Annotated in this window: 20 protein-coding genes and 6 tRNA genes; 4 read left to right on the forward strand and 22 right to left on the reverse strand. The window is 55.7% G+C overall.

Translation table 11 applies throughout. From position 1 onward, the window contains the following. Nucleotides 1-66 precede the first annotated feature (66 nt). From ACCC84_RS15255 to miaB, 10 genes are all read right to left on the reverse strand, one after another. Complete coding sequence (locus ACCC84_RS15255; protein WP_004965935.1) at nt 67-792, reverse strand: amino acid ABC transporter ATP-binding protein; 726 nt, start codon at nt 790-792, stop codon at nt 67-69. Then, nucleotides 792-1466: a glutamate/aspartate ABC transporter permease GltK gene (gene gltK, locus ACCC84_RS15260; RefSeq protein WP_004965933.1), complete on the reverse strand. Its 675-nt coding sequence runs from the start codon at nt 1464-1466 to the stop codon at nt 792-794. Before gltK ends, ACCC84_RS15255 begins: the two co-directional genes overlap by 1 nt. Continuing rightward, complete coding sequence (locus tag ACCC84_RS15265; RefSeq protein WP_039992372.1) at nt 1466-2206, reverse strand: amino acid ABC transporter permease; 741 nt, start codon at nt 2204-2206, stop codon at nt 1466-1468. Before ACCC84_RS15265 ends, gltK begins: the two co-directional genes overlap by 1 nt. A gap of 203 nt (nt 2207-2409) precedes the next feature. Continuing rightward, on the reverse strand, nt 2410-3306 hold the full coding sequence (locus tag ACCC84_RS15270) for an amino acid ABC transporter substrate-binding protein (protein ID WP_004965929.1): 897 nt from the start codon (nt 3304-3306) through the stop codon (nt 2410-2412). Between the two features lie 370 nt (nt 3307-3676). Then, on the reverse strand, nt 3677-5206 hold the full coding sequence (gene lnt / locus ACCC84_RS15275; protein WP_004965924.1) for an apolipoprotein N-acyltransferase: 1530 nt from the start codon (nt 5204-5206) through the stop codon (nt 3677-3679). Nucleotides 5207-5213: 7 nt separating this feature from the next. After that, complete coding sequence (gene corC, locus ACCC84_RS15280; protein WP_004965923.1) at nt 5214-6092, reverse strand: CNNM family magnesium/cobalt transport protein CorC; 879 nt, start codon at nt 6090-6092, stop codon at nt 5214-5216. Nucleotides 6093-6177: 85 nt separating this feature from the next. Beyond that, complete coding sequence (gene ybeY / locus ACCC84_RS15285) at nt 6178-6651, reverse strand: rRNA maturation RNase YbeY (protein ID WP_004965920.1); 474 nt, start codon at nt 6649-6651, stop codon at nt 6178-6180. Then, entirely contained in the window at nt 6648-7703 is a 1056-nt protein-coding gene (locus ACCC84_RS15290; RefSeq protein WP_004965918.1) for a PhoH family protein, read from the reverse strand. The genes ybeY and ACCC84_RS15290 overlap by 4 nt, the downstream gene beginning before the upstream one ends. A 346-nt stretch (nt 7704-8049) precedes the next feature. Then, a complete protein-coding gene (locus tag ACCC84_RS15295; protein ID WP_039992370.1) occupies nt 8050-8385 on the reverse strand; it encodes a zinc ribbon domain-containing protein YjdM in 336 nt (111 codons plus the stop codon). A 117-nt stretch (nt 8386-8502) separates the two neighbouring features. Then, a complete protein-coding gene (gene miaB / locus ACCC84_RS15300; protein WP_088499619.1) occupies nt 8503-9939 on the reverse strand; it encodes a tRNA (N6-isopentenyl adenosine(37)-C2)-methylthiotransferase MiaB in 1437 nt (478 codons plus the stop codon). Between the two features lie 200 nt (nt 9940-10139). Here miaB and ubiF point away from each other — a divergent pair, with 200 nt between their 5' ends. Continuing rightward, entirely contained in the window at nt 10140-11321 is a 1182-nt protein-coding gene (ubiF, locus tag ACCC84_RS15305) for a 3-demethoxyubiquinol 3-hydroxylase (protein WP_004965910.1), read from the forward strand. Between the two features lie 95 nt (nt 11322-11416). On the opposite strand, the gene ACCC84_RS15310 is transcribed toward ubiF, so the two are convergent. The 12 genes from ACCC84_RS15310 to nagB all read right to left on the reverse strand — a co-directional run bounded on the left by ACCC84_RS15310 (nt 11417) and on the right by nagB (nt 19893). Beyond that, a tRNA-Gln gene (locus tag ACCC84_RS15310) sits at nt 11417-11491 on the reverse strand. 18 nt (nt 11492-11509) lie between these two features. Continuing rightward, nucleotides 11510-11586 (reverse strand) — tRNA-Met (locus ACCC84_RS15315). Between the two features lie 39 nt (nt 11587-11625). Continuing rightward, nucleotides 11626-11700: transfer RNA gene (locus ACCC84_RS15320), tRNA-Gln, on the reverse strand. Between the two features lie 44 nt (nt 11701-11744). Further along, nucleotides 11745-11819: transfer RNA gene (locus tag ACCC84_RS15325), tRNA-Gln, on the reverse strand. 28 nt (nt 11820-11847) lie between these two features. Next, nucleotides 11848-11932: transfer RNA gene (locus tag ACCC84_RS15330), tRNA-Leu, on the reverse strand. 10 nt (nt 11933-11942) lie between these two features. Further along, nucleotides 11943-12019 (reverse strand) — tRNA-Met (locus ACCC84_RS15335). Between the two features lie 217 nt (nt 12020-12236). Continuing rightward, nucleotides 12237-13901 carry an asparagine synthase B gene (gene asnB, locus ACCC84_RS15340; RefSeq protein WP_371902041.1) on the reverse strand — a complete coding sequence of 555 codons (1665 nt, stop codon included), beginning with the start codon at nt 13899-13901 and terminating at the stop codon, nt 12237-12239. A 304-nt stretch (nt 13902-14205) separates the two neighbouring features. Beyond that, nucleotides 14206-15669 carry a carbohydrate-binding protein gene (locus ACCC84_RS15345; RefSeq protein WP_039992369.1) on the reverse strand — a complete coding sequence of 488 codons (1464 nt, stop codon included), beginning with the start codon at nt 15667-15669 and terminating at the stop codon, nt 14206-14208. A gap of 205 nt (nt 15670-15874) precedes the next feature. Beyond that, complete coding sequence (locus ACCC84_RS15350; protein WP_004965903.1) at nt 15875-16627, reverse strand: HAD-IIA family hydrolase; 753 nt, start codon at nt 16625-16627, stop codon at nt 15875-15877. 63 nt (nt 16628-16690) lie between these two features. Continuing rightward, complete coding sequence (gene nagC / locus ACCC84_RS15355; RefSeq protein ID WP_004965899.1) at nt 16691-17911, reverse strand: DNA-binding transcriptional regulator NagC; 1221 nt, start codon at nt 17909-17911, stop codon at nt 16691-16693. A 23-nt stretch (nt 17912-17934) separates the two neighbouring features. Continuing rightward, nucleotides 17935-19074: an N-acetylglucosamine-6-phosphate deacetylase gene (nagA, locus tag ACCC84_RS15360; RefSeq protein ID WP_004965896.1), complete on the reverse strand. Its 1140-nt coding sequence runs from the start codon at nt 19072-19074 to the stop codon at nt 17935-17937. A gap of 18 nt (nt 19075-19092) precedes the next feature. Continuing rightward, complete coding sequence (nagB, locus tag ACCC84_RS15365) at nt 19093-19893, reverse strand: glucosamine-6-phosphate deaminase (RefSeq protein WP_039992368.1); 801 nt, start codon at nt 19891-19893, stop codon at nt 19093-19095. A gap of 514 nt (nt 19894-20407) precedes the next feature. Between nagB and nagE the strand changes: the two genes are divergently transcribed. The 3 genes from nagE (at nt 20408) to chiP (ending at nt 26290) form a co-directional block, all read left to right on the forward strand. Continuing rightward, nucleotides 20408-22444 (forward strand): N-acetylglucosamine-specific PTS transporter subunit IIBC, encoded by a 2037-nt coding sequence (gene nagE, locus ACCC84_RS15370; protein ID WP_371902042.1) that lies wholly within the window; start codon nt 20408-20410, stop codon nt 22442-22444. 247 nt (nt 22445-22691) lie between these two features. Next, a complete protein-coding gene (glnS, locus tag ACCC84_RS15375; protein ID WP_004965890.1) occupies nt 22692-24359 on the forward strand; it encodes a glutamine--tRNA ligase in 1668 nt (555 codons plus the stop codon). 524 nt (nt 24360-24883) lie between these two features. After that, nucleotides 24884-26290: a chitoporin ChiP gene (gene chiP, locus ACCC84_RS15380; protein WP_004965888.1), complete on the forward strand. Its 1407-nt coding sequence runs from the start codon at nt 24884-24886 to the stop codon at nt 26288-26290. Nucleotides 26291-26297 lie beyond the last annotated feature (7 nt).

Consider the following 26297-nt stretch of genomic DNA (forward strand, 5'->3'; position numbering starts at 1 on the left):
CATCGGATCAAACTTGCCGATAAACAAGCGTTTTTAATGCGCCCACCGCGGGCGCATTGGCAGGGATCAATGCAGGATTTTCGCCAGGAAGTCTTTGGCGCGTTCGGATTGCGGGTTATTGAAGAAATCGTCTTTATTACGATCTTCAACGATTTTCCCCTCGTCCATAAAGATCACCCGGTGTGCCACCTTGCGCGCGAAGCCCATTTCGTGCGTGACCACCATCATGGTCATGCCTTCGTGAGCCAGTTCGACCATCACGTCCAGCACTTCATTGATCATTTCCGGGTCGAGCGCCGAAGTCGGTTCGTCGAACAGCATGGCGATGGGATCCATACACAGCGCACGGGCAATGGCCACACGCTGTTGCTGGCCGCCGGAAAGCTGCGCCGGGTATTTGTCAGCGTGGGCGGTCAATCCGACGCGCTTGAGCAGTTTCAGGCCTTTTTCGCGCGCCGCGGCCTTATCACGCTTGAGCACTTTGACCTGGGCGAGGATCAGGTTTTCAATGATCGACAAATGCGGGAACAGTTCGAAATGCTGGAACACCATGCCGACTTTGGAACGCAGCTGCGCCAGGTTGGTTTTCTTGTCGTTGACCGGGGTATCGTTGACCAGGATCTGGCCTTGCTGGATCGGCTCCAGGCCATTGACGGTCTTGATCAAGGTCGATTTGCCCGAGCCTGAAGGACCACAGACCACGACTACCTCACCTTTTTTTACCTCTGTGGAGCAGTCGGTCAGCACCTGAAAGTGACCGTACCACTTCGAAACATTTTTCAGGGAAATCATCAAACAGTCCTTTTCTTCAAATAGCTGACCAGCGCCGAGGCGGCGATGCTGATCACAAAGTAGACAAAGCCGGCGAACAGGATCATTTCGACCTGCGTACCGTCACGCTCGCCGATGCTAGAGGCCGTACGGAAGAAATCAGCCAGGCTCAGCACGTAAACCAGCGACGTATCCTGGAACAGCACGATGCCCTGCGTCAGCAGCAGCGGCACCATGGCGCGGAACGCCTGCGGCAGAATCACCAGCTTCATTGATTGCCAGTGGGTCATGCCCAGCGCCAGCGCCGCGGAGGATTGGCCGCGCGACACGCTTTGAATGCCGGCGCGGATGATTTCCGAGTAGTAGGCGGCTTCAAACAGCGAAAAGGCTACCATAGCCGAGATCAGGCGAATATCGGTTTTCGGCGAGATGCCTAGAACCTGTTGTAATAAGCTTGGCACCACCAGATAGAACCACAACAGCACCATCACCAGCGGTACCGAGCGGAACAGGTTGACGTACAGCGTGGCGAACCAGCTGATCGGCTTGAGCGGCGACAGGCGCATCACTGCCAGAATGGTGCCCCAAACGATGCCGAAGACCACTGCGGTGACGGTGATCTTGAGCGTAACTATCATGCCCTGCATCAGATATGGGAGGCTTGGGACTATCGATCCCCAGTCAAACTCGTACATTATTTACTCCCCATATTGCCAGGCAACTGCACTTTTCGTTCAACGACACGCATCACCAGCATAATCACGGCGTTGATGCCGATATAGGCCAGGGTAATGGCAGTGAAGGACTCATAGGCATGCGCGGAGTAATCCAGCAGTTTGCCGGCCTGAGCGGCCATGTCCACCAGCCCGATGGTCGAGGCGATGGCGGAGTTTTTCACCAGGTTGAGCATTTCCGAGGTCATCGGCGGTACAATCACCCGGTAGGCGTTCGGCAACAGCACATAGCGGTAGGTTTGCGGCAGCGTCAGGCCCATCGCCAGGCCAGCGGCCTGTTGGCCACGCGGCAGCGACTGAATGGCGGCACGTACCTGCTCGCACACTCGGGCGGCGGTAAACAGGCCAAGACAGATGGTGGACGACACGAAGAACTGCACGTTGGGATCGAGCTCGGCCTTGAACCACATGCCGATGTCTGGCGGCAGCAGTTCGGGGATCACCAGATACCAGGTAAAGAACTGCACGATCAGCGGCACGTTACGGAACAGTTCGACGTAGGCGGTGCCGATGGCAGCCAGAAAACGGTTCGGTACGGTACGTAAAATCCCGAACAGCGAGCCGACAAAGAAAGCGATAATCCATGCACAGACGGAGAGGGCAATCGTCACCTGAAAGCCGGACCAGATCCAGCCAAGATAGGTGGTGTTGCCAAACGGGGCCTGCTGCAAGAAGATACCCCAGTTCCAATCTATTGACATAACAAACTCCGATAAACACGCGTCGGGCGCGCTAAATATTGATGGTTGCATGACGCAAAACGCCGCAGCGCCAGTCGGGCTGGCTTGGATGTGCGGTGACTGCGTTGGGAAATGCGGCAGGGGAACGGCCTGCCGCATCGGTTACCTGTCTGTCGCGACCATCAAAGGGCGGGGCGGCGTTCAGCGCACCCGCTCTATTGTTATTAGTTCAGTGCCTTGTCGTTTGGTTCTTTGAACAGTTGCTTCATGTCATCAGACAGATCGAAGTTCATGTTCAGGTTTTTTGGTGGGATAGGCTGTTTGAACCACTTGTCAAACCATTTGGCGGCCTCGCCAGAGGTTTGCGCTTGTGCGATGGTGTCATCAACCAGTTTCTTGAATTGCGGATCGTCTTTGCGCAGCATACAGCCATAGGCTTCCTTGGACTGTGCAGTACCGATGATTTGCCATTGATCCGGTTTTTTGGCCTTGGCGCGTTCACCGGCCAACAGCGCGTCATCCATCATGAACGCCACCGCACGGCCGCTTTCCAACGTGCGGAACGAGTCGCCGTGGTCTTTGGCGCTGATGATGCGCATGTTCATTTTGTCTTTGTCGTTCAGCTTGTTGAGCAGCACCTCAGAGGTGGTGCCCGAGGTGACGACCACCGCTTTACCGGCCAGATCCTTGAAGTCCTTGACCTCAGACCCCTTTTTCACCAGCAAACGGGTACCCACCACGAAGATGGTGTCAGAGAAGGCGGCCTGTTTCTGACGCTCGATGTTGTTGGTAGTGGAACCGCATTCGAAGTCAAAGGTACCGTTTTGCAGCAAAGGGATACGGTTTTGCGAAGTGATCGGCATCATTTTGACCTGCAGATCGGGCGCATTGAGCTGCTTTTTGATCGCTTCAACGATCTGGTTTGAATAATCCTGGGAATACCCCACCACTTTCCGCTGGTTGTCGTAGTAGGAGAACGGCACGGAGGATTCGCGGTGGCCGACAACGATCACGCCGTTGTCTTTGATTTTCTTCAGCGTACCGGTCAACTCTTCCGCATGGGCTACGCTACTTGCCATTCCGATCAGCAGTAACGATAACGCCAGTTTACGCATTTGCATGGTCCAACTCCTTGCTGTTGTGGTGGCTCTGACTAAAGAGCGTCAGGGTAAAAATGGCTATCTGTTGCTCACATTATAAAGATAGTCTTGGTACAGATTACCGTTAGAAAATAGCCGATTGTGAACAGGTTGAAACTAAAATGTTTCATAATTTGAGACATCACGCGCACCAAATGAATGCAATAAAACGCCGGTGCACCATTAAGGTGCTGCTGATGCACGCAGGTTGTGCGCAGGTGCGAGCAAAGGTCTCTAAAAGTAAATCAGCGATTGATTACAGGGGGATTAAAGCAAGGAGTGTGCCAAAAACGTTGATTTGCCGGCGCTTGAGCAACCGGAAGCGGGGCGCAGCGGGCTGCGCCCCGGTGGGTTATTTGCGACGCAGACTGCACACCAGTGCCAGACCACCGAACAGCGCGGTGATGATCCACCACGGCAGCGAACCGAAGCGGGCATACGGCGTGACCCCGGTGGTCGGCGTCACTTTCACTTCCAGCACCTGACGGGTGAACTGCGGGATCTCGGCAATCACCTCGCCGGTCGGGCCGACCGCGGCGGTAACGCCGTTATTGGTACTGCGCAGCAACGGGCGTCCCAGTTCCAACGCCCGCATACGCGCCATTTGGAAATGCTGCCACGGGCCGATGGAATGGCCGAACCAGGCGTCATTGGAAATGGTCAGCAGGAAGTTGGTGTCCGGGCGGAAATTGTCGCGCACCTGCTGGCCGAGCACGATTTCATAGCAGATCGCCGCCGTCAGGTTGAAACCGTGCACCTTCAGCTGTGGCTGCACATAGTCGCCGCGACTGAATGACGACATTGGTAGATCAAAGAACGGCGCCAGCGGTCGCAGCAGGGTTTCCAATGGCACGAATTCGCCGAACGGCACCAGGTGATGCTTGTTGTAGCGATCGGCAGCCGGATAACGGTAAGGCTGTTGCTCGCCCAGCACGATCACGCTGTTATAAAACTCGGTGCCCCGTCCGGTGGCGCGTGCGTCAACGATACCGGTAATCAGGCTACTGTTCTTGGCGCGCATCAGCTCGTCCATCATGGTCAGGAATCCGTTCTGGTTGCTTTCCACGTCGGGAATGGCGGACTCGGGCCAGATAATGATTGGTGCTTTGCCGACGTAAGGGCGGCTGGCGTCCAGATAGGTTTGCAGCGTACCGATCAGCGCTTGTGGATCCCACTTCATCGACTGCGCGATATTGCCTTGCACCATGGCGACGTTGACCGCGCGTGCTGGCTGTGGGGTAAACCAGTGCAGCTGGCGCAGTGGCCACGGCAACAACAGCATCGCTATCGCGATCGCCGCCGGCACGATACGCCGCTGATTGAGGGCGTAAACCAGCAGGCCACTCAGCGACATTAGAATAAAGGTAATGGCGTCAACGCCGAACAGGGGCGCGAGGCCTTTCAATGGGCCGTCGATCTGGCTGTAGCCGAATTGTAGCCATGGGAAGCCGGTCAGCACCCAACCGCGCAGAAACTCGGTGACCTGCCACAGCGCCGGCGCGGCAATGGCCAGCCGCAGCCAGCCGGTTTTCGGCCACAGTCGCGTCAGCACGCCGGCAAACAGACCGGTGTAGAGCGACAGATAGGCGGCCAGCAGGATCACCAAAAAGATGTTGACCGCGAACGGCATGCCACCGAAATCAGCGATGCTGACATACACCCAGTTGACGCCGCTGCCAAACAGACCCATCCCCCAGGCAAAGCCGAGCAGGGCGGACTGTCTGACGCTGCGATTCAAGGTGACGGCCAGCAGGCCGAACAGGGAAACAATGGCCGCAGGCCAGAGATCGTAAGGGGAAAAGGCCAGCGTTCCGCTGGCACCGAACAACAGCGCCAGCAGGGTTCGGACCCACTGGCGTTCAAGTAAAGAGGCTTTGACCATGTGAAGTTTAGTCTTCCAGTTTCGGTTGCGGAGCGTCGTCCGGAATTTTTACATGAACCTGGATGATACGTCGACTGTCGGCCATGGCAACTTTAAACAGGTAACCTTCGATTTCAATGGTTTCCCCGCGTGCCGGCAGATGGCCGAAGGCTTGCATGATCAGGCCGCCAATGGTGTCGACCTCGTCATCGCTGAAGTGGGTATCGAAGGCATCGTTGAAGTCTTCGATCGGCGTCAGGGCGCGCACGGTGTACATGTGGCGGCTGAGCTGGCGGATATCACGATCTTCCTCATCGTCATATTCGTCTTCGATTTCACCGACAATCAGTTCCAGAATGTCTTCGATGGTAACCAGGCCCGACACGCCGCCGAACTCGTCAATGACGATAGCCATATGATAACGCTGGGAGCGGAACTCCTTCAGCATGCGGTCAACCCGTTTGCTCTCCGGGACCACCACCGCGGTACGCAGCACCTTGTCGATGCTGAACGGCTCGGACTCGGTGCGCATAAACGGCAGCAGGTCCTTGGCCATCAAAATGCCTTCGATATGATCTTTATCTTCGCTGATCACCGGGAAACGTGAGTGGGCGGATTCGATGATCACGTCCAGGCACTCTTCCAGCGTCTGGTTACGCTTAAGCGTCACCATCTGCGAACGCGGGATCATGATATCGCGCACGCGCTGCTCGGCGATATCCATCACGCCTTCCAGCATGTCTCGGGTATCGGGATCGATCAGATCGTTTTGCTCGGAATCACGGATCAGCTCTACCAGATCGCCACGGTTTTTGGGTTCGCCGTGGAACAGCTGGTTAAGGATAAGAGTAAAGAACCCCTTTTTGGGACTGGGGCTGTCATTGCTTGATGAATGGTCGTCGCTCATGGCGTTTTAGTTAATATCACTCATGTCAGAGTAAAGAAGTTAGCGACAGCCCGTTGCCGGGCTGCGGGGGACTCAGCTAACGCGTTTAGGCGGGGTCTTTTTCCGCAAGGTACGGGTCCTGGTAGCCAAGGCCCTGCATAATTTCGGTTTCCAAAGACTCCATTTCTTCGGCTTCATCGTCTTCGATGTGGTCATACCCTAGCAGATGTAAGCTGCCGTGAACAACCATATGCGCCCAGTGGGCTTCCAGCGCCTTGCCTTGCTCAACCGCTTCCTGTTCAACCACCTGCCGACAAATGATCAAATCGCCCAACAACGGCAGTTCGATGCCCGGCGGGGCTTCGAACGGGAACGACAGCACGTTGGTCGGTTTGTCCTTGCCGCGATAGGTCAGGTTCAGCTGATGGCTTTCCGCTTCGTCCACCAGGCGAATCGTGACTTCGGCCTCGGCCTGAAACTGTGGCAGCACACCCTCCAGCCAACGCTGGAAGGCGGCTTCGTCAGGCAGGCCGTTGGCGTGTTCACAGGCAATTTGCAAATCCAGAATCACCTGGCTCATGGTGTCTCCTGCTCAGAGGCGATCTGCGCCTCGCGTTTGCGCTGTTCGGCGACGGCATCCTTGCGTTTTTGTTCAGCCGCTTCCCAGGCTTCATAGGCAATAACCACGCGTGCGACCACCGGGTGGCGCACCACGTCTTCGCTATGGAAGAAGTTGAAACTGATTTCTTCCACTTCCGACAGCACTTCTACCGCATGACGCAGGCCGGACTTCTGGTTGCGCGGCAGGTCAATCTGCGTCACGTCGCCGGTGATCACCGCCTTGGAGTTAAAACCGATGCGCGTCAGGAACATCTTCATCTGTTCGATGGTGGTGTTCTGGCTTTCATCAAGAATGATAAAGGCGTCGTTCAGCGTGCGGCCGCGCATATAGGCCAGCGGTGCGACTTCGATCACGTTGCGTTCGATCAGCTTTTCTACCCGTTCAAAACCGAGCATTTCAAACAGTGCGTCGTACAGCGGACGCAGATATGGGTCGACCTTCTGGCTGAGATCGCCCGGTAGAAAGCCCAGTTTTTCGCCGGCTTCCACCGCAGGGCGGGTCAGCAGGATACGGCGGATCTCCTGGCGCTCCAGCGCGTCGACCGCGGCGGCAACCGCCAGATAGGTCTTGCCGGTACCGGCCGGGCCGATGCCAAAGGTAATGTCGTGATCGAGAATATTGGCGATATATTGCGCCTGATTAGGCGTGCGCGGTTTCACCATGCCACGCTTGGTCTTGATGTTTACCGCTTTACCGTAATCCGGCACGCTGTCGGCCACCTGCTCCAGCACCCGGCTCTCTTTGATCGCCAGATGAATCTGTTCCGGATCGATATCCGGGACTATGCCGCGGATTGGCGCGGTATCGACATACAGATGGCGCAGGATATCGGCGGCAGCCACCACGCAGGGGTTCTTGCCGACCAGCTTGAAACGGTTGTCACGGCGGTTGATTTCGATGCCCAACCGGCGCTCCAGCTGTTTGATGTTGTCATCAAACGGGCCGCACAGGCTCAGCAAGCGCTTGTTGTCTGCGGGCTCTAACAGAATTTCTTGTGTTGCGACGTTCAAACGATTCCTCAAGGCTCGCACAGGGCCTGGTTGATGGTTCACGGTATAGGTCACCGACGGGCGCTTGCGGGGCAATCCCGCGCGCCAATACAACGCAGCAGGTTTGCGTTGCAGCGCGGTGACCGGCGCTGCGCCCCGACAGCCTGGACCATCGGGCTGGGGGAGCGCGAGCGGCTAACGCACCAGCGACTCGCCGCATGACGGCTATAAAGTGAATTATTCATGGTGCGCGGCCGACGCGCAAGTTTACCCCTGATCTATCTGTGCGCCAGCGGTGGAATTCAAGGCCTGATGGCTAAAAAATGCACGTTGGGCCCACCTGACTATCGGCCCAACCGCCAGCGGCTCAGTTTTTCTTCACAAATTCCGATTTCAGCTTCATCGGGCCGAAACCGTCGATTTTGCAGTCGATATTGTGGTCGCCTTCCACCAGACGAATGTTCTTCACCTTGGTGCCGATCTTCAGCATCGATGAGCTGCCCTTGACCTTGAGATCCTTGACCACGGTGACCGAGTCGCCGTCTGCCAGCAGGTTGCCGTTGGCGTCTTTTACCGTCAGTGTTTCATCGTCCTGCGCGGCGCTGCTGTCGTTCCATTCGTTGGCGCACTCCGGGCAAACGTACATGTCGCCGTCCTGGTAGGTGTATTCGGAGTTGCACTTCGGGCAGTGTGGGAGTTGCATGATGCTGTAGCCTCTTGATAAAAAATAAAAAACATCGCCGGACGCGGACGCCCGGCGGCGAAATAAAGGGGAGTAATCCCCGAAGGGCGCCAGAATGCCTGGCGTTACCTCGGGGGTTCAGCGATGGAGGGAGGGCTGGTAGCTGCCGACACCCAGGGCATCTTCCTTGCGGGTACGGGCAATCACCGACTGTGGGGATTCATGTACGCGCAGATCCATCTGCTGTTCGGTACGTATCACCAGGCCACGCAGCGAATTGGTCAGCACCTCGGTAATTTCCACATCGACAAACTGGCCGATCATGTCCGGCGTGCCTTCGAAGTTTACCATCCGGTTGCACTCGGTGCGTCCGGCCAGTTCCATCACGCTTTTGCGCGAGGTGCCTTCGACCAGAATGCGTTGCACCGTGCCGAGCATCTGGCGGCTGAAGCGCATTGCCTGCTGCAGGATGCGCTCCTGCAAAATGTACAGCCGCTGCTTTTTCTCGTCTTCGCTGACGTCATCGACCATGTCTGCCGCCGGCGTGCCGGGGCGTGAAGAGTAGATGAAGCTGAAGCTGGTATCGAAATTGACCTCGGCAATCAGATTCATGGTCTGCTCGAAGTCAGCCTGGGACTCTCCCGGGAAACCAATGATAAAATCGGAGCTTATCTGGATATTCGGCCGTGCCTTGCGCAGTTTGCGAATGATGGCCTTGTATTCCAGCGCGGTGTGGGCGCGTTTCATCATGGTCAGAATGCGGTCGGAACCGCTCTGAACCGGCAAATGCAGGAAACTGACCAGCTCCGGCGTATCTTCATACACGGCGATGATGTCATCGGTGAATTCAATCGGGTGGCTGGTGGTGAAGCGAATACGGTCGATACCGTCAATCGCCGCCACCAGGCGCAGCAGTTCGGCAAACGAACAGACGCCGCCATCGTAGGTGGCGCCGCGATAGGCATTGACGTTCTGGCCGAGCAGGTTGACTTCACGCACGCCCTGTGCGGCCAACTGGGCTATTTCGAACAGCACGTCGTCGCTCGGCCGACTGACTTCTTCGCCACGGGTGTACGGCACTACGCAGAAGGTACAATATTTGTTGCAGCCTTCCATGATCGACACATAGGCGGTCGGCCCTTCGGCGCGAGGTTCCGGCAGACGATCGAATTTTTCGATTTCCGGGAAGCTGATGTCGACGATCGGGCTGTGAGTGCCCTGCACGTGGTTGATCATTTCCGGCAGGCGGTGCAGGGTTTGCGGCCCGAAAATAACGTCGACGCACGGTGCGCGCTGGCGAATGTGCTCACCTTCCTGCGAGGCGACGCAGCCGCCGACGCCGATAATCAGGTTCGGGTTTTTTTCCTTCAGCAGCTTCCAGCGGCCCAACATAGCGAAAACTTTTTCCTGCGCTTTTTCACGGATCGAGCAGGTATTCAGCAGCAACACATCCGCCTCTTCGGCGTTGTCGGTCCATTGGTAACCGTGCGTGCTTCCCAGTAAGTCGGCCATTTTCGATGAATCGTATTCGTTCATCTGGCAACCCCAGGTTTTGATATGTAGTTTCTTGGTCATTGAATAGCCATTAATCAGTGCGGAGCGAAAAAAGGTGCATTAGCGCCATTGCAGGGCGCTTATTGTAAACACTTGATGCGGTTGTGACCAGCATCAGGAAAACGCCCTGTGACCTGAAGCCGGAGAAAAAATCCGGTACACTGACACAAAACGCCGTTAGCGGTTGAACGGCGGCAATCAACCAACAAGCATAGTCAAACATGAAGACATCTCAAACACGGGTTGACGTCGTTGTCGTGGGCGGCGGAATGGTCGGCGCAGCAGCGGCGTTGGGACTGGCACAGGCGGGTTTTGACGTGGCGTTGCTGGAGCACCAGCCGCCGCAGGCGTTCGAGCCGCACAGCCCGCCGGATTTGCGTATTTCCGCGATCGGTTGCACCTCGGTCGGCTTATTGAAACAGCTTGGCGCCTGGCCGGCGGTTGAGCAGATGCGCTCGGCGCCGTATCGCCGGTTGGAAACCTGGGAGTGGCAGTCTGCGCGGGTGGCGTTTGACGCTGCGGCGCTTGGCCTGCCTGAGCTGGGTTTTATGGTGGAAAACCGTATTCTGCAGCTGGCGCTATGGCAACAGCTGTCGCACTGTAACAACCTGACGCTGCATTGTCCGGCCAGACTGCAGCATCTGCAACGCGACGCCGAAGGCTGGCTGGTGACGCTGGACAGCGGCGAAGTGCTGGCGACGCGGCTGGTGATCGGTGCCGACGGTGCACATTCGCAGGTGCGCCAACGGGCGGCGATCGGCACCAGTGGTTGGCAATATCGCCAGTCCTGTATGCTGATTACCATACAGACCGGTGCCGCTCAGCAGGACGTTACTTGGCAGCAGTTCTTCCCGTCCGGACCGCGGGCCTTTTTACCGTTGTATGAGGACTGGGCTTCGTTGGTGTGGTACGACAGCCCACAGCGGATCCGCCAGTTACAGGCGATGCCGATGGCTCAGTTGCAGCGTGAGATTGTCGATGCCTTCCCGGCGCGACTTGGCGCGGTCAGCGCGCATGCTGCCGGCGCCTTTCCGCTGGTGCGTCGACATGCGCAGCGTTATGTGCTGCCGGGACTGGCGCTGATCGGTGATGCGGCGCATACCATCAACCCGCTGGCGGGGCAGGGCGTCAACCTCGGCTACCGTGACGTGGATGCGTTGCTGGCGGTGTTGAGCGCGGCGCGTGAACAGGGTGACGACTGGGCCAGCGAGGCTGTACTGTTACGCTATCAGCGCCAGCGGCGTACCGATAACCTGCTGATGCAAAGCGGCATGGACCTGTTCTATACCGCGTTCAGTAATAATCTGGCTCCGCTCAGCGTGGCGCGCAATCTGGCGCTGATGGCGGCCGAACGCGCCGGCGTATTGAAACAGAAGGCGTTGAAATACGCTCTGGGACTGTAGCGCAGACGTGCAGATACGGGTCGGTTACAAACCGGCCCGTTATTTTTGCAGGCGCAGAAAAGCGAAAAGCCCACCGAAGTGGGCTGTTCTGAAGATGGCTGGGGTGCCAGGATTCGAACCTGGGTATGCTGGTATCAGAAACCAGAGCCTTACCGCTTGGCGACACCCCAATAGTATGTCAGTAAAAATGGTGGCTACGACGGGATTTGAACCTGTGACCCCATCATTATGAGTGATGTGCTCTAACCAGCTGAGCTACGTAGCCATGCTAATTTTTACTGCGTTGATTTGCAAGTTGTTTGTATGGCTGGGGTACCTGGATTCGAACCAGGGAATGCCGGTATCAAAAACCGGTGCCTTACCGCTTGGCGATACCCCAACAACTTAACAAATCTTCTGCCTTGACCCCTTCCCGAAGGAAAATGGCTGGGGTACCTGGATTCGAACCAGGGAATGCCGGTATCAAAAACCGGTGCCTTACCGCTTGGCGATACCCCATCAGCAGAGTTAACTCAGATGAAGAGAGTGGTGCGGGAGGCGAGACTTGAACTCGCACACCTTGCGGCGCCAGAACCTAAATCTGGTGCGTCTACCAATTTCGCCACTCCCGCAAAAAAAAGATGGTGGCTACGACGGGATTCGAACCTGTGACCCCATCATTATGAGTGATGTGCTCTAACCAACTGAGCTACGTAGCCATCTTTTTGCGCGCTGCCTTCATCTGCGTTGCGGGGCGCATTATGCGTATATGGCCGTTTTGCGTCAACAAGTTTTTTGCCGAAAAACCCCAGCGATGTGCCGTTTGTCTGGGTTGTGAACAGGTTGGCGATAAAATCGACAATTCATGCAATTAATGGTTGAAAACATCAACAAAAAGGCGAGCCCGGAGGCTCGCCAATCAGCAAAAAGCGGCGCTTATTGATATGCGGATTGATGCACGCCGACGGCACGGCCGGAGGGATCGTCCATTTTCTTGAATGACTCGTCCCATTCGACGGCCTTGGCTGACGAGCAGGCGACGGAAGGGCCGCCCGGTACGCATTCGGCCGCGCTTGGCAGCGGGAACAGCTGTTCGAAGATTTCGCGGTACAGGTAGCCTTCTTTTGACGTTGGCGTATTGTACGGGAAGCGGAAACGGGCGGTTTCGAGCTGTTGATCGCTAACCTGCTGCGCAGCGACTTCTTTCAAGGTATCGATCCAGCTATAACCCACGCCGTCGGAGAACTGCTCTTTCTGGCGCCAGGCCACGCTGGCCGGCAGATAGGATTCGAAACATTCACGAATGATATGTTTCTCCATTTTGCCATTGCCGCACATTTTGTCTTGCGGGTTGATGCGCATTGCGACGTCGAGGAAGTTTTTATCCAGGAACGGTACGCGGGCTTCAACGCCCCAGGCCGACATCGCCTTGTTGGCGCGAGCGCAGTCGTACATATGCAGTGCCAGCAGTTTGCGCACGGTTTCTTCGTGGAACTCTTTGGCGTTTGGCGCTTTGTGGAAGTACAGATAGCCGCCGAACACTTCATCGGCACCTTCACCAGACAGCACCATCTTGATGCCCATCGCCTTGATTTTTCGTGACATCAGATACATCGGCGTTGAGGCGCGAATGGTGGTGACGTCATAGGTTTCGATGTGGTAAATCACATCGCGAATGGCGTCCAGCCCTTCCTGTACGGTGAAATGAATCTCATGGTGCACGGTGCCCAGATGGTTGGCCACTTCCTGCGCGGCGCGCAGATCCGGCGAACCTTGCAGACCGACGGCGAAGGAGTGCAGCTGCGGCCACCAGGCTTCGCTGCGCTCGTCGTCTTCAACGCGGCGTGCGGCGTATTTCTTGGTAATGGCGGAGATCACCGAGGAGTCCAGCCCGCCAGACAGCAGTACCCCATAAGGCACGTCGGACATCAGATGGCTTTTTACCGCGTCTTCCAGCGCGTTGCGCAGGGCGTTGGCGTCGGTAACGTTATCCTGCACGTTGGTGTAATCGAACCAGTCGCGTTGATAATAGCTGCGGATCTCGCCGTCCTGGCTAGACAGATAGTTGCCGGCCGGGAATTCTTTAATGGTACGGCACACCGGCACCAGCGCTTTCATTTCCGAGGCGACGAACAGGTTGCCATGCTCGTCGTGGCCCATATACAGCGGGATAATACCCAAATGGTCGCGGCCAATCAGGTAGGCGTCCTTTTCTGCGTCATACAGCGCAAAGGCGAACATGCCTTGCAGATCGTCGAGGAAGTCTGCGCCTTTCTCCTGATACAGCGCCAGGATCACTTCACAGTCGGAACCGGTCTGGAATTGGTAGCGGTCGCTCAGTTTCTGACGCAGCGCCTGGTGGTTGTAAATCTCACCGTTGACCGCCAGAACGTGGGTGTGCGCAGCGTTGTACAGCGGTTGAGCGCCATTGTTGACGTCGACGATCGACAAACGCTCATGGGCCAGAATGGCTTTATCGCTGGCATAAACGCCAGACCAGTCCGGCCCGCGATGGCGCATCAGGCGCGACATCTCCAGCGCTTTCTTGCGCAGCTCTGTCGGATCGGACTTCAGGTCGAGCACACCAAAAATAGAACACATACAAACTCTCCTAAACGACTTTTATTAGACTGTGATGTTGTCTTGCTGTTATGGGCAGCGTGGCCGGCGGGGCAATGCCGACGCGGCTTTGCTGCGCTGTTGATTATGAAAATGCGTCAAAAGCGCAGGCAGATGCAAGCGTTTTAACGCCAGGCTGAAAAATAGTTGTTTGTCGAGGTTGGAAACTTAACGGATGTTCAGTTTTAGCGTCATAAAATTATGGAATATTCAAAAAATGGGCCTTGCCGTCTGTTTTATAAACGACAAAGCCCGTCTGCATTACATTTATCGTTGCTGGTGCCAATTACGACATTGGCAGCCATAAGGCGAGGGTGGTATCCGGCGTCCAGCCGATGTTGGAAGTGTGCGTCTGGCGGCAGGTGTATAGCTTGCCTTGGTAGCTCACCCGCTCGCCTTCCTGATAGGCATGGTTGACCTCCCATTCACCCACTACCGGATCCGGCGGCGTGGTGCCATCCGCGGCGGTGGTGATCGCTAACGCCACGCTTGGCGCAGAGGCGTTGTTTTTGCTGTCGATGGCGATAACGGTGTAGCTGTAACGACTGTCTGGCGTCAGGCCACTGTCATGCAACAACGGCGCATCAGGTTGAGCAATGACGCTGCCATTGCGCAATACGCGGTAGCTGACGATCGGGTTGGGGCCGGTGGCTGGTGCCCAGCCGAGCGTCAACGAGGTGGCGGTGAGTTCGCTAACGTTCAACGCCTTGGGGGGCTGTGGATTTTCTACCGGTGGCGTAACCTCGCCCTCGATCAGCGCGGCATAACGTGTGCTGAACTCCCCGTTGTACGGCACGCCGTTTTTGTTGTTGCCGTTATCCCAGTTCACCGACCAGGTCATCAGGCCCTTGATCGACAATCCCTTGGCATCCAGGCGTTTGAACGCGTTGTACACCGCCTGTGGATCGACGACATAACCGGTGGCCGCCGCATCGACGTTGCTCGGCAGGCCAATGGCGAATTTTGCGGCAGGAATGCGAGCGTAGTCGCGGGTGCCGCTGACCAGGCTTTCGGTCAGGTAGTACAGGAAATCCTCTTTCATGGCGTCGTTGTTTTGCGAGATCCACGCACCGGCACCGCCGTTGGCCTCATCCACCCAAATGCCGTCGCCACCCTGGTTATAATATTGCGGCGCAATAAAATCGTAATAACCTTCGAGAGCGGAAATATATTCCAGGTAGCTGCCTGAAGTGCGCAAATAAGGGAACTCCGGCGCCATACTGATAATAAAGTTTTTACCCTGCTCGGCATAATGCTGTTTTACGCTCTTCAGCGCGGCGGGCAATACCGTTTTATTATTGGCGGCGTCAATAGCGGTCTGTTCCAGATCGATATCCAAACCGTCAAAGCCGTAGGTTTCCACCAGACGGATAATTTCGTCTTTCAGTCTTCCTTCGTCGCCGGTTGTTAGTTCGATATGGGCATCGGCGCCACCGAGCGAGATGAGCACCGCGCGCCCCTGGGCGTTCAGCACGCCGACCTGACGGCGGAACTCGGTGTCGCTCAGGTTGTAGGGCTTGAAGGTCGGAATGCCGGCGCCTTTCATAAAGGCCACCGCCACCACGTTGTAGGCCGGCGGGATATCCGTCAGGTTCATATTGGCGAACTGGCCATGCTGGTAACCGTCGCTGGTGCCGGCCTGCCAGTTGTGCCAAAAGCCCATCATGATTTTTTTGCCGGACATATCCGGCATTGCCGATGCGTCATCATTGGCGGCGGTGGTAACTGTGTTTGAATTTAATGAATTCATTATGGCCTCGTCATCGCGTAATAGAAATAGAGTGTTGCTTACCGGCAATATTTGTTGCCGGTGAGAATCATTCTGCGCGAATTAATGCCGGGTATAATGAAAGTTTAGCCGGGCATAAATAAATTAAATTCATCAACAGCGCGGCTCGGCGTTTTATTGGCGTGGCGAAGTAAAAAATGGCGGCATTAACGGCCGCCAGCGTGAACTAGAACAGGTTGATATCGGCAACGGAGGGGAAGATATAACTCGGTCGGAACGGCATGGTTTCAATATCGTTGAGGGTCGATACCCCGGACAGTACCAGAATGGTTTCCAGCCCGGCCTGGAAGCCAGCCAGTATGTCGGTGCGCAGGTTATCGCCGACGATCACCGTTTCTTCCGAATGCGCCTGCATTTTGTTCAGGGCGGCGCGGATGATCCACGGGCTGGGTTTGCCGACGTAAAACGGTTTGCGGCCGGTTATTTTTTCGATCGGCGCACAGAGCGCGCCGCAGGCCGGCACGTAGCCGTGGCCATGGGTGTCAGGATTGGTGGCGATAAAGCGTGCGCCGTTGTTCACGAAATACGCGGCCTTATGCATCATATCCCAGTTGTAGGAGCGTGTTTCACCAACGATAACAAAATCAGGGTTGATATCGGTGATGGTGAAACCGGCTTTATACAGTTCGTGAATCAATGCGCCTTCGCCGACCACGTAGGCTTTTTTACCTTCCTGGCGCCGCAGAAAATCGGCGGTGGCCATTGCCGAGGTGTAAAAGGCGCTTTCCGGTACCTCGAGACCGGCCGCAGCAAAGCGGTTGGCCAGATCCTGCGCGGTTTGCGACGGGTAGTTGGTCAGCATCACCAGCGGCATGCCCTGCTGCTGAATCCGTGCCAGAAACAGATCGGCGCCGGGAACGGCGGTGTTGTCATGCATCAGCACGCCGTCGATATCACAGATAACGTTTTTAATGGTCATTGGTGCAGTGTCTCATGATGGCGGCGAGCAAAAGCGACAGCGGCCTGCTCGCCGAAATGCGTTTTAGCTTTCCAGCAAACGCTGTAACAGAACGCCGTTGAGCATTGCGCGTTTCGCCAACGCAAACGCCCCGATCGCCGAGCGATGATTCAGTTCGGAGGTGACAATCGGCAGGTTCTTGCGGAAGTCCTTCAGTACCTGATTATTGATGCAGCTCTGGATGGCCGGCAACAGCACTTTTTCGGCTTCGGTAATTTCGCCAGCGATCACCACTTTTTGCGGATTAAACAGGTTGATGGCGATGGCGACGGCCTTGCCGAGATAACGACCAACGTGCTCGAGCACCTCGCTGGCCAGCAAATCGCCACGGTTGGCGGCTTTGCAAATGGCGTTGATGCTGCAGTCATCGAGCGTCAACTTGCTGGGATAGCCCTGGGTCAGTAACTGGCGCACGCGCTGTTCAATGGCGGCGTTGGCGGCCACGGTTTCCAGACAGCCGAAGTTGCCGCAGTGGCAGCGCTCGCCGAGCGGGTCAATCTGGATATGGCCAATTTCGCCGACGTTGCCGTTGTTGCCAAGAAAAATCTGGCCGTTAACGATAATGCCGGCGCCGGTGCCGCGGTGCAGTCGAACCAGAATGGAGTCTTCGCAGTCGCGTGTGGCGCCGAAATAATGCTCGGCCAGCGCCAGGCTGCGAATATCGTGGCCGACAAAACTGGTGACGTTAAAACGCTGCTGCAGGTTATCGACCAGCGCCCAGTGATTGACGCTGATGTGCGGCATATAGCGCACCACGCCCAATGCCGGATCGACCAGGCCAGGCAAAATCACGGAAATGGCGATCAGCTCGCGCAGTTTGCGTTGATAGCTCTCGATAAACTGGGCAATGGCGTTGAACAGTGCATTTTCCAATGTCTCCTGGGTACGCTCCGGCAAAGGGTAGTGCTCTTCGCCGAGTGATTTGCCGCTCATGTCATACAGCGTGATGGTGGCGTCGTGCCGGCCAAGACGCACGGCCACGGTATGAAAATGACGGGTTTCGGTGACAATGGAAATGGCACGGCGACCGCCGGTGGAGGCTTGCTGATCGACTTCCTTGATCAGCCCGCGCTCCAACAGCTGGCGAGTAATTTTGGTGACGCTGGCGGGAGCTAACTGGCTCAGTTCGGCAATTTGAATGCGCGAAATCGGACCCTGTTGGTCGATAAGGCGATACACTGCTGCTCCATTTAGTTGCTTGACTAAATCAACGTTGCCAATCTGTGCCTGCCCGCCAGTGCTCATCAATAAATTTACTCGCTGTTTGATTAAACCTCGTTGCCGTTAACGAGAGTTTTGGTGATGTTGAATTCTCGGTCAAAGGCGGTGAGGTTCGCCACCTTACCGGCTTCAATACTGCCCAAATGCTGGTCGACGCCGATGGCGCGCGCCGGATACAAGGTTGCCATACGCAGCGCTTCATCCAGGGCGATACCTACATGTTCGACGCTGTTCTGCACCGCTTCGATCATGGTCAGCGCAGAACCGCTCAGGGTGCCGTTTTCATCAACGCACAGCCCGTCACGATAGTATATTGTTTTACCAGCGAAAATAAATTGGTCAATATCTGCACCTGCCGGCGCCGTGGCGTCGGTGACCAGCACCAATTTATCACCTTTAAGGCGTTTGGCGTTACGGATACTCGCCCAGGCGACGTGATGACCGTCGGCGATGATACCGGTATAGACTTCCGGCGTATCGAAAATCGCGCCCATCAGGCCCGGTTCGCGACCGGTGATGTACGGCATGGCGTTATACAGGTGAGTGGCAAAACTGATGCCGGCGGCGAAACCGATGCGCGCCTGATCGTAGCTGGCATTGGAGTGGCCAGCGGAAACCACGATGCCTGCGTCACGCAGCTGCTTGATAAAGTGCGGTTCGACCATTTCCGGTGCCAGCGTCACCTTGGTGATCACATCGGCGTTGGCGCACATGTAATCGACCATTTCACGGTCTGCTTTTCGGATAAATGCCGGGTTATGGGTGCCTTTTTTGGCCGGGCTCAGGTAAGGCCCTTCCAGATGCAGACCAAGTGCCTGATTGGCGTGTTTTTTCAGATAAGCGCGCATCACTTCGATGCTGTGCTTCATAAATTCATCGCTGCTGGTGATAAGCGTCGGCAGGTAACTGGTACAGCCCGACTTTTCATTGGCGCGCTGCATGATATCCAGCGTTTCCTGCGAAATGGCTTCCAACGAATCGTTGAACTGTACGCCACCGCAGCCGTTAAGCTGAACATCGATAAAACCTGGGGCTAGCATGGCACCACCCAGATCGCGCGTTTCGATACCGGCAGGCAACTCGGCCAGCGGGCAAACTCGTTCAATCAGACCATCGGCAATGATTACGGCGTGGTCATCAAGCACGTCGTGGCCGGTATAAATCCGACCGTGGGTTAAAGCGAACATGTAGCCCCCTACAAAAAATTAAATATTCTTCATGCTTTCCGCTTCTAACTCGCGGAAGTACTTAACGGTTTTGACTTTCAGTTCCATGGTGGACGGCTCATCGCACACGACCACGGCCTTGGCATGCAGTTGCAGACAGCTGATGGTCCACATGTGGTTGATATTGCCTTCAACCGCGGCTTCCAGCGCCTGCGCCTTGCCGTGACCGGTCACCAGGATCATCACTTCTTCCGCGTCCAGCAAAGTGCCTACCCCAACGGTCAGCGCATATTTAGGCACCTGATCGACATCGCCTCCAAAGAAACGGGAGTTGGCGATACGGGTATCTTCGGTCAGCGTTTTGATGCGGGTACGCGAAGCCAGGGACGATGCCGGTTCGTTAAACGCGATGTGGCCGTCAACGCCTACGCCGCCCATAAACAGGTGGATTTTACCGTAAGATTTGATTTTCTCTTCGTACTGACGGCATTCGGCATCGACATCTGCGGCATTACCATTCAGCAAGTTGATATTTTCACGCGGAATATCAACATGATCAAAGAAATTACGGTACATAAAGGTATGATAGCTTTCCGGGTGTTCCTGCGGCAGGCCAACGTATTCATCCATGTTGAAAGTCACCACATGCTTAAAGCTTACTTCACCTGCTTTGTGCATCGCAATCAGATGTTTGTACGCTTCGAGCGGCGTGCCGCCGGTTGGCAGACCCAGCACAAACGGACGATCGGCCGTTGGCTTGAACGCATTGATGCGCTGCACGATATGGCGCGCCGCCCATTTGCCAACTTGTTGGGTATCTTTCAGTGGGATAAGTCTCATCATACACCTCTTGGGTAAGTAAACTATGGCTATACTGTACGGGCTTTGGCAGACGCCTTAAGCGTAACTCAGCTTTGTGCTTTGCGTGTGAAAGGCCATCCGCTTTGATTTTTTGAATGATAAAATAAGTTTTGTGTGATGGCTAGCAATGTGACAGATAAAGGCACATTTTTGGTGATATAAATCACAAAAAATGAGGTTTTAATTTGCGATACGAAATAATTTTTTTACACTCCGCATGAACAGACTGCATCCCACCATTACAGCTGGGAGTGGCTGGTGGTGATTTGAGCGCACTGCAAGACGTGAACCATGAAATCTGCGGGGTCAAACCCGCGGTCAGGTACGCACCGAGGTGTTCAAATGAACCAACCCGCAGGGGCGCGCACCCCAAGAGTCCGGCGGTCATGGTGGGATACAGTCAGTCAAGTGTCATACGTTATTTCTAAAAGGTAGTGAGCTGGTCTCAATAAACTACCAATAGGGTCCGTCCGCGGACGAATAGGGGGAAAAGGTGAACATTCTTAGTTACTTGCAAAAAGTGGGGCGGGCCTTGATGGTTCCGGTCGCCACGCTGCCTGCCGCCGCCATCTTGATGGGCGTCGGGTATTGGATTGACCCTGTTGGTTGGGGCGGTGACAACGCTCTCGCTGCTTTCTTTATCAAATCTGGCTCAGCCATCATCGACAATATGTCGGTGCTGTTTGCCATTGGTGTGGCTTACGGGATGTCAAAAGACAAGGACGGTGCCGCGGCATTGACCGGCTTTGTCGGCTTCCTGGTGTTGACTACGCTCTGTTCACCGGCCGCGGTGTCGATGATTCAAAAAATCCCCCTCGATCAGGTGCCAGCTGCGTTCGGTAAAATTCAGAACCAGTTCGTGGGTATCCTGGTCGGTATCATTTCCGCCGAGATTTACAACCGCTTTAGCAGCGTGGAGCTGCCGAAGGCGCTGTCATTCTTCAGCGGCCGCCGTCTGGTGCCGATCCTCATTTCCTTCCTGATGATCCTGGTGGCCTTCATTCTGATGTACATCTGGCCGGTGATTTTCAACGGTCTGGTGAACTTCGGTGAACATATTCAGAAAATGGGCTCGACCGGCGCGGGTATTTACGCATTCTTCAACCGTCTGCTGATTCCGGTTGGTCTGCACCATGCGCTCAACTCGGTGTTCTGGTTCGACGTGGCCGGCATTAACGACATCCCTAACTTCCTTGGCGGCCAGCAGTCTATCGAAGCCGGTAAAGCGGTGGTGGGCATCACCGGTCGTTATCAGGCGGGCTTCTTCCCGATCATGATGTTCGGCCTGCCGGGCGCGGCGCTGGCGATTTACCACTGCGCACGCCCAGAGAACAAAGCCAAGGTCGCCGGTATCATGATGGCAGCCGCCTTTGCCGCCTTCTTTACCGGCATCACCGAACCGCTGGAATTCTCCTTCATGTTCGTGGCTCCGGTGCTGTACGTGATCCACGCGGTACTGACCGGCATTTCGGTATTTATCGCAGCCAGCATGCATTGGATCGCCGGCTTCGGCTTCAGCGCCGGCCTGGTGGATATGGTGCTGTCGTCACGTAACCCGCTGGCGACGCACTGGTACATGCTGATCCCGCAAGGGCTGGTGTTCTTCGTTATTTACTATGTGGTGTTCCGTTTCACCATCAACAAGTTCAACCTGATGACCCCAGGCCGTGAGCTGGCAGTTGCCGGTGATGAAAGCGACGGTTATGACGTCAACGTTGATGCCTCTGCTGGCAAAGACGAAAACGAAACCACCACTATCGCTCGCCGTTACGTCAGTGCGATTGGCGGCTCCGACAACCTGACTGGCATCGACGCCTGCATTACCCGCCTGCGTCTGAACGTGAAAGACTCGGCGCTGGTCAATGATGCACTGGCGAAGCGCCTCGGTGCATCCGGTGTCATTCGTCTTAACAAGCAAAGCGTGCAGGTTATCGTTGGTACCCGTGCCGAACTTATCGCCAGCGCCATGCGCAGCGTGGTGGCTGCCGGTCCAGTGCCTGCCGCTGCCGCCGCGACCGCCGTGCCGGCAAGCGAAGCCAAGCCGCAGGCGGTGCCAAACGCGCCGAAAGCGGTACTGGAAGCGCTGGTCGCACCGGTCACCGGTGAAGTGATCGCGCTGGATCAGGTGCCGGATGAAGCCTTCGCCAGCAAAGCGGTAGGTGACGGCGTGGCGATTCGCCCGACCGACAAAACCGTTGTGGCGCCGGCTGACGGCACCGTGGTCAAGATCTTTAACACCAACCACGCTTTCTGCCTGGAAACGGCCAACGGTGCGGAAATCGTGGTGCATATGGGCATCGATACCGTAGCGCTGAACGGCCAGGGCTTTACACGACTGGTGGAAGAGGGGGCCGACGTCAAAGCTGGGCAACCGATTCTGGAACTGGATCTGGCGTTCCTCAATGCCAATGCCCGTTCGATGATCAGCCCGGTGGTGGTCAGCAACGCCGACGATTATGCCGGTTTGAGCGCGCTGGCCAGCGGCACTGTGGTTGCCGGCCAGACCATCCTGTTCGAGATTCAAAAATAAGACAGTTTTTCCTGAGTAGTACCTTGGGGGCCAGCGAGTCATGACGTGACGCTCCCAGACGTTGGCGGGAGGAGAGCAATCTCTTCCCGCTTTTTTTTGGCCACTCGCCGCCGCCCGCTGGCGACAGGGTGGAGCGCGCTGGGGCATAGCCTTATACTTTTTGATGAAACTAACGGTTGTTTCCGCGCGTGGGTTGTTGGATCATAGGCGGTTATGTGAAGCACTCTGGCATTTGAGGAATAGTGAAATGAGTGAGGCTGAAGCCCGCCCAACCAATTTTATCCGTCAAATCATCGACGAAGATCTGGCATCAGGGAAGCATTCAACGGTTCATACCCGTTTCCCGCCTGAACCTAATGGCTATCTGCACATTGGCCATGCGAAATCCATTTGTCTGAACTTTGGCATTGCCAAGGATTATCAAGGCGAGTGCAACCTGCGTTTTGACGATACCAACCCGGTAAAAGAAGACATCGAGTTCGTTGAGTCGATCAAGCGCGACGTTGAGTGGCTGGGTTTCCATTGGAGCGGCAATGTCCGTTATTCCTCTGACTATTTCGATCAACTGCACCAGTATGCGGTTGAGTTGATCAACAAGGGCCTGGCCTACGTTGACGAACTGACGCCGGAACAGATCCGCGAATACCGCGGCACCCTGACTGCGCCGGGTAAAAACAGCCCGTACCGCGATCGTACGGTGGAAGAAAACCTGGCGCTGTTTGAAAAAATGCGTAACGGCGAATTTGCCGAAGGTACGGCGTGCCTGCGCGCCAAGATCGATATGGCTTCGCCGTTCATCGTGATGCGCGATCCGGTTCTGTACCGGGTTAAATTTGCCGAACACCACCAGACCGGCAAAAAATGGTGCATCTATCCGATGTACGATTTCACCCACTGCATTTCCGATGCGCTGGAAGGCATTACCCATTCGCTGTGTACGCTGGAGTTTCAGGACAACCGTCGCCTGTATGACTGGGTGCTGGATAACATCAGCATTCCATGCCATCCGCGTCAGTATGAGTTCTCACGTCTCAATCTCGAATACGCCATCATGTCCAAGCGCAAGCTGAACCTGCTGGTGACCGAGAATATCGTTGAAGGCTGGGATGACCCGCGTATGCCGACCGTCTCCGGCCTGCGTCGCCGTGGTTATACCGCAGCGTCAATTCGCGAATTCTGCCAGCGTATCGGCGTGACCAAGCAGGATAACAACGTTGAAATGATGGCGCTGGAATCCTGCATTCGCGACGATCTGAACGAAAATGCCCCGCGAGCCATGGCGGTTCTGGATCCGGTCAAGGTGGTGATTGAAAATCTGCCGGCAGACGCGGTGGAAATGGTCACCATGCCCAATCATCCGAATAAACCGGAAATGGGCGACCGTCAGGTGCCGTTCAGCCGCGAAGTGTACATTGACCGCGCTGACTTCCGTGAAGAAGCCAACAAGCAGTACAAGCGCCTGGTGTTGGGTAAGGAAGTTCGCCTGCGCAATGCCTATGTCATCAAGGCCGAGCGCGTGGAAAAAGACGCGGACGGTGAGATCACCACCATTTTCTGCAGCTACGATGCGGACACCTTAAGCAAGGATCCGGCCGATGGCCGCAAGGTGAAGGGCGTGATCCATTGGGTTTCCGCGGCGCATGCGCTGCCGGCGGAAATTCGCCTGTACGATCGTCTGTTCAGCGTGGCGAACCCGGGTGCGGCAGAGGACTTCCTGGCGACCGTCAACCCTGAATCGCTGGTGATCAAGCACGGCTTTGTCGAACCAAGCCTGGCGGCGGCACAGCCTGAGCACGCCTACCAGTTCGAGCGCGAAGGCTATTTCTGCGCCGACAGCCGCTATTCTTCGGCTGAACATCTGGTGTTTAACCGCACCGTCGGCCTGCGTGATACCTGGGCCAAAGCGGGCGTCTAAAGCGCGCGAGCCGATCTGAACAACAAGCGCAACGTCGGTTGCGCTTTTTTTTTGCTGCTTTCCCGCAGACCATTGCCGGCTGTTTTCTTCCGCGCCGATCAATCCGCAAACCGCCTGCCCGCTGTATATTCGCGTTGCGAATTAATGTCATTTGGAGAGCGCTCTCTAAACTGGTGATAATTCACGGCTTTACCCGCGCTGAATCCATTCAATTAAGATTCTTAAAACTGATTTATCAATAATTATTCTGATTTAATTGAATTTTTTATTCAAAATGACCGAATTCTGACGATGTAATAATTTCTCATCAATATGTGCTCTTTGTCATACTTTGACAAACCTATGGTAATTTTCAATTGATAATTCGCGTCGCGAAAAATAGTCTATCAGTAGCAATAAATGCTGTGGGGTTTTTCCCCCATGGCGAAAAACTTTTACCCGATTGGGTTTTTATTAGCGGCCGTGCAGGGCAGTGGTGAACACGGCGGCCGCACTTTTACGTTACGTCAAAGAGGAATTTTATTATGGCTACGCACGGTGCACAGCGTAAATCGCTGGCGCTCGCAGTCGCGGGTGCACTGTTGGGAACGGGTTTTACTATCGCCCCCGAGGCGAAAGCGGCAGGGTTTATTGATGACTCCACGCTGACCGGCGGTATTTATTACTGGCAACGTGAACGCGACCGTAAAGACGTAACGGACGGCGACAAATACAAGACCAACCTGTCGCATTCCACCTGGAATGCCAACCTGGATTTCTCCTCCGGCTATGCCGCGGATATGTTCGGTATCGATCTGGCGGCCTTTACCGCCATCGAAATGGCGGAATCCTCCGAAAGTGGTCACCCGAACGAAATTGCCTTCTCCAACTCCAACCATGCCTACGATGAAGACTGGTCCGGCGACAAGAGCGGTATCAGCGTTTACAAAGCGGCGGGTAAATTCAAATACGGTCCGGTCTGGGCGCGAGCCGGCTGGATCCAGCCGACCGGCCAAACGCTGCTGGCGCCGCACTGGAGCTTTATGCCCGGCACCTATCAGGGTGCTGAAGCCGGAGCCAACTTTGATTACGGCGATGCCGGTGCCCTGAGTTTCTCCTACATGTGGACCGACAAATACAAATCCCCATGGAACCTGGAAATGGACAAGTTCCGCCAGGGTGACAAGAAAACCGGTGTGTCTTATCTGCACTCGCTGGGCGCCAAGTATGACTTCAAGAACGATCTGGTATTGGAAGCGGCATTTGGCCAGTCGCAAGGCTATATGGACCAATACTTTGCCAAAGGCTCTTACAAATTTGACGTTGCCGGCAATCCGTTGAGTGCCAGCTACCAATTCTACGGCGCGCGCGACCGCATCCATGATGCCAAGGACGTCAATCCGGCAAGTACCAGCGATCTGTATGACGGCATGGCCTGGCTGCAAGCGCTGACGTTTGGCTACAAAATCGGCCAGGTCGATTTGCGGCTGGAAGGCACCTGGGTGAAGGCGGAAGGTAATCAGGGGTTCTTTTTACAGCGTATGACGCCAACCTACGCCTCCTCCAATGGCCGGCTGGATATCTGGTGGGATAACCGTTCCGACTTCAATGCCAATGGCGAAAAAGCGGTGTTCGCCGGCGCGATGTATGACCTTAGCAACTGGAATCTTCCGGGCTGGGCGGTGGGCGCATCCTACGTTTACGGCTGGGACGCCAAGCCGAGCACCAACCCGATGTATGACCAAAGCCAGCGTTTGAAGGAAAGTGCCTACAGCCTGGATGCACTGTACACCGTGCAGGAAGGGCGGGCGAAAGGCACCTTGTTCAAGCTGCACTTTACTCAATACGACAACCATACCGACATCCCAAGCTACGGTGGCGGCTACGGCAACATCTTCCAGGATGAGCGCGACGTGAAATTTATCGTGATTGCGCCATTTACTCTCTTCTAATGCTCCT

Origin of the sequence: Serratia odorifera, from assembly GCF_041448735.1 — a bacterium.
GTDB lineage: Bacteria > Pseudomonadota > Gammaproteobacteria > Enterobacterales > Enterobacteriaceae > Serratia_F > Serratia_F odorifera.

Excerpts from the sequence above, each read along its gene's own strand:
- ACCC84_RS15255 (WP_004965935.1), bottom strand. The coding sequence starts at position 792 with ATGATTTCCCTGAAAAATGTTTCGAAGTGGTACGGTCACTTTCAGGTG.
- gltK (WP_004965933.1), bottom strand. The coding sequence starts at position 1,466 with ATGTACGAGTTTGACTGGGGATCGATAGTCCCAAGCCTCCCATATCTG.
- ACCC84_RS15265 (WP_039992372.1), bottom strand. The coding sequence starts at position 2,206 with ATGTCAATAGATTGGAACTGGGGTATCTTCTTGCAGCAGGCCCCGTTT.
- ACCC84_RS15270 (WP_004965929.1), bottom strand. The coding sequence starts at position 3,306 with ATGCAAATGCGTAAACTGGCGTTATCGTTACTGCTGATCGGAATGGCA.
- lnt (WP_004965924.1), bottom strand. The coding sequence starts at position 5,206 with ATGGTCAAAGCCTCTTTACTTGAACGCCAGTGGGTCCGAACCCTGCTG.
- corC (WP_004965923.1), bottom strand. The coding sequence starts at position 6,092 with ATGAGCGACGACCATTCATCAAGCAATGACAGCCCCAGTCCCAAAAAG.
- ybeY (WP_004965920.1), bottom strand. The coding sequence starts at position 6,651 with ATGAGCCAGGTGATTCTGGATTTGCAAATTGCCTGTGAACACGCCAAC.
- ACCC84_RS15295 (WP_039992370.1), bottom strand. The coding sequence starts at position 8,385 with ATGCAACTCCCACACTGCCCGAAGTGCAACTCCGAATACACCTACCAG.
- miaB (WP_088499619.1), bottom strand. The coding sequence starts at position 9,939 with ATGACCAAGAAACTACATATCAAAACCTGGGGTTGCCAGATGAACGAA.
- ubiF (WP_004965910.1), top strand. The coding sequence starts at position 10,140 with ATGAAGACATCTCAAACACGGGTTGACGTCGTTGTCGTGGGCGGCGGA.
- asnB (WP_371902041.1), bottom strand. The coding sequence starts at position 13,901 with ATGTGTTCTATTTTTGGTGTGCTCGACCTGAAGTCCGATCCGACAGAG.
- ACCC84_RS15345 (WP_039992369.1), bottom strand. The coding sequence starts at position 15,669 with ATGAATTCATTAAATTCAAACACAGTTACCACCGCCGCCAATGATGAC.
- ACCC84_RS15350 (WP_004965903.1), bottom strand. The coding sequence starts at position 16,627 with ATGACCATTAAAAACGTTATCTGTGATATCGACGGCGTGCTGATGCAT.
- nagC (WP_004965899.1), bottom strand. The coding sequence starts at position 17,911 with ATGAGCACTGGCGGGCAGGCACAGATTGGCAACGTTGATTTAGTCAAG.
- nagA (WP_004965896.1), bottom strand. The coding sequence starts at position 19,074 with ATGTTCGCTTTAACCCACGGTCGGATTTATACCGGCCACGACGTGCTT.
- nagB (WP_039992368.1), bottom strand. The coding sequence starts at position 19,893 with ATGAGACTTATCCCACTGAAAGATACCCAACAAGTTGGCAAATGGGCG.
- glnS (WP_004965890.1), top strand. The coding sequence starts at position 22,692 with ATGAGTGAGGCTGAAGCCCGCCCAACCAATTTTATCCGTCAAATCATC.
- chiP (WP_004965888.1), top strand. The coding sequence starts at position 24,884 with ATGGCTACGCACGGTGCACAGCGTAAATCGCTGGCGCTCGCAGTCGCG.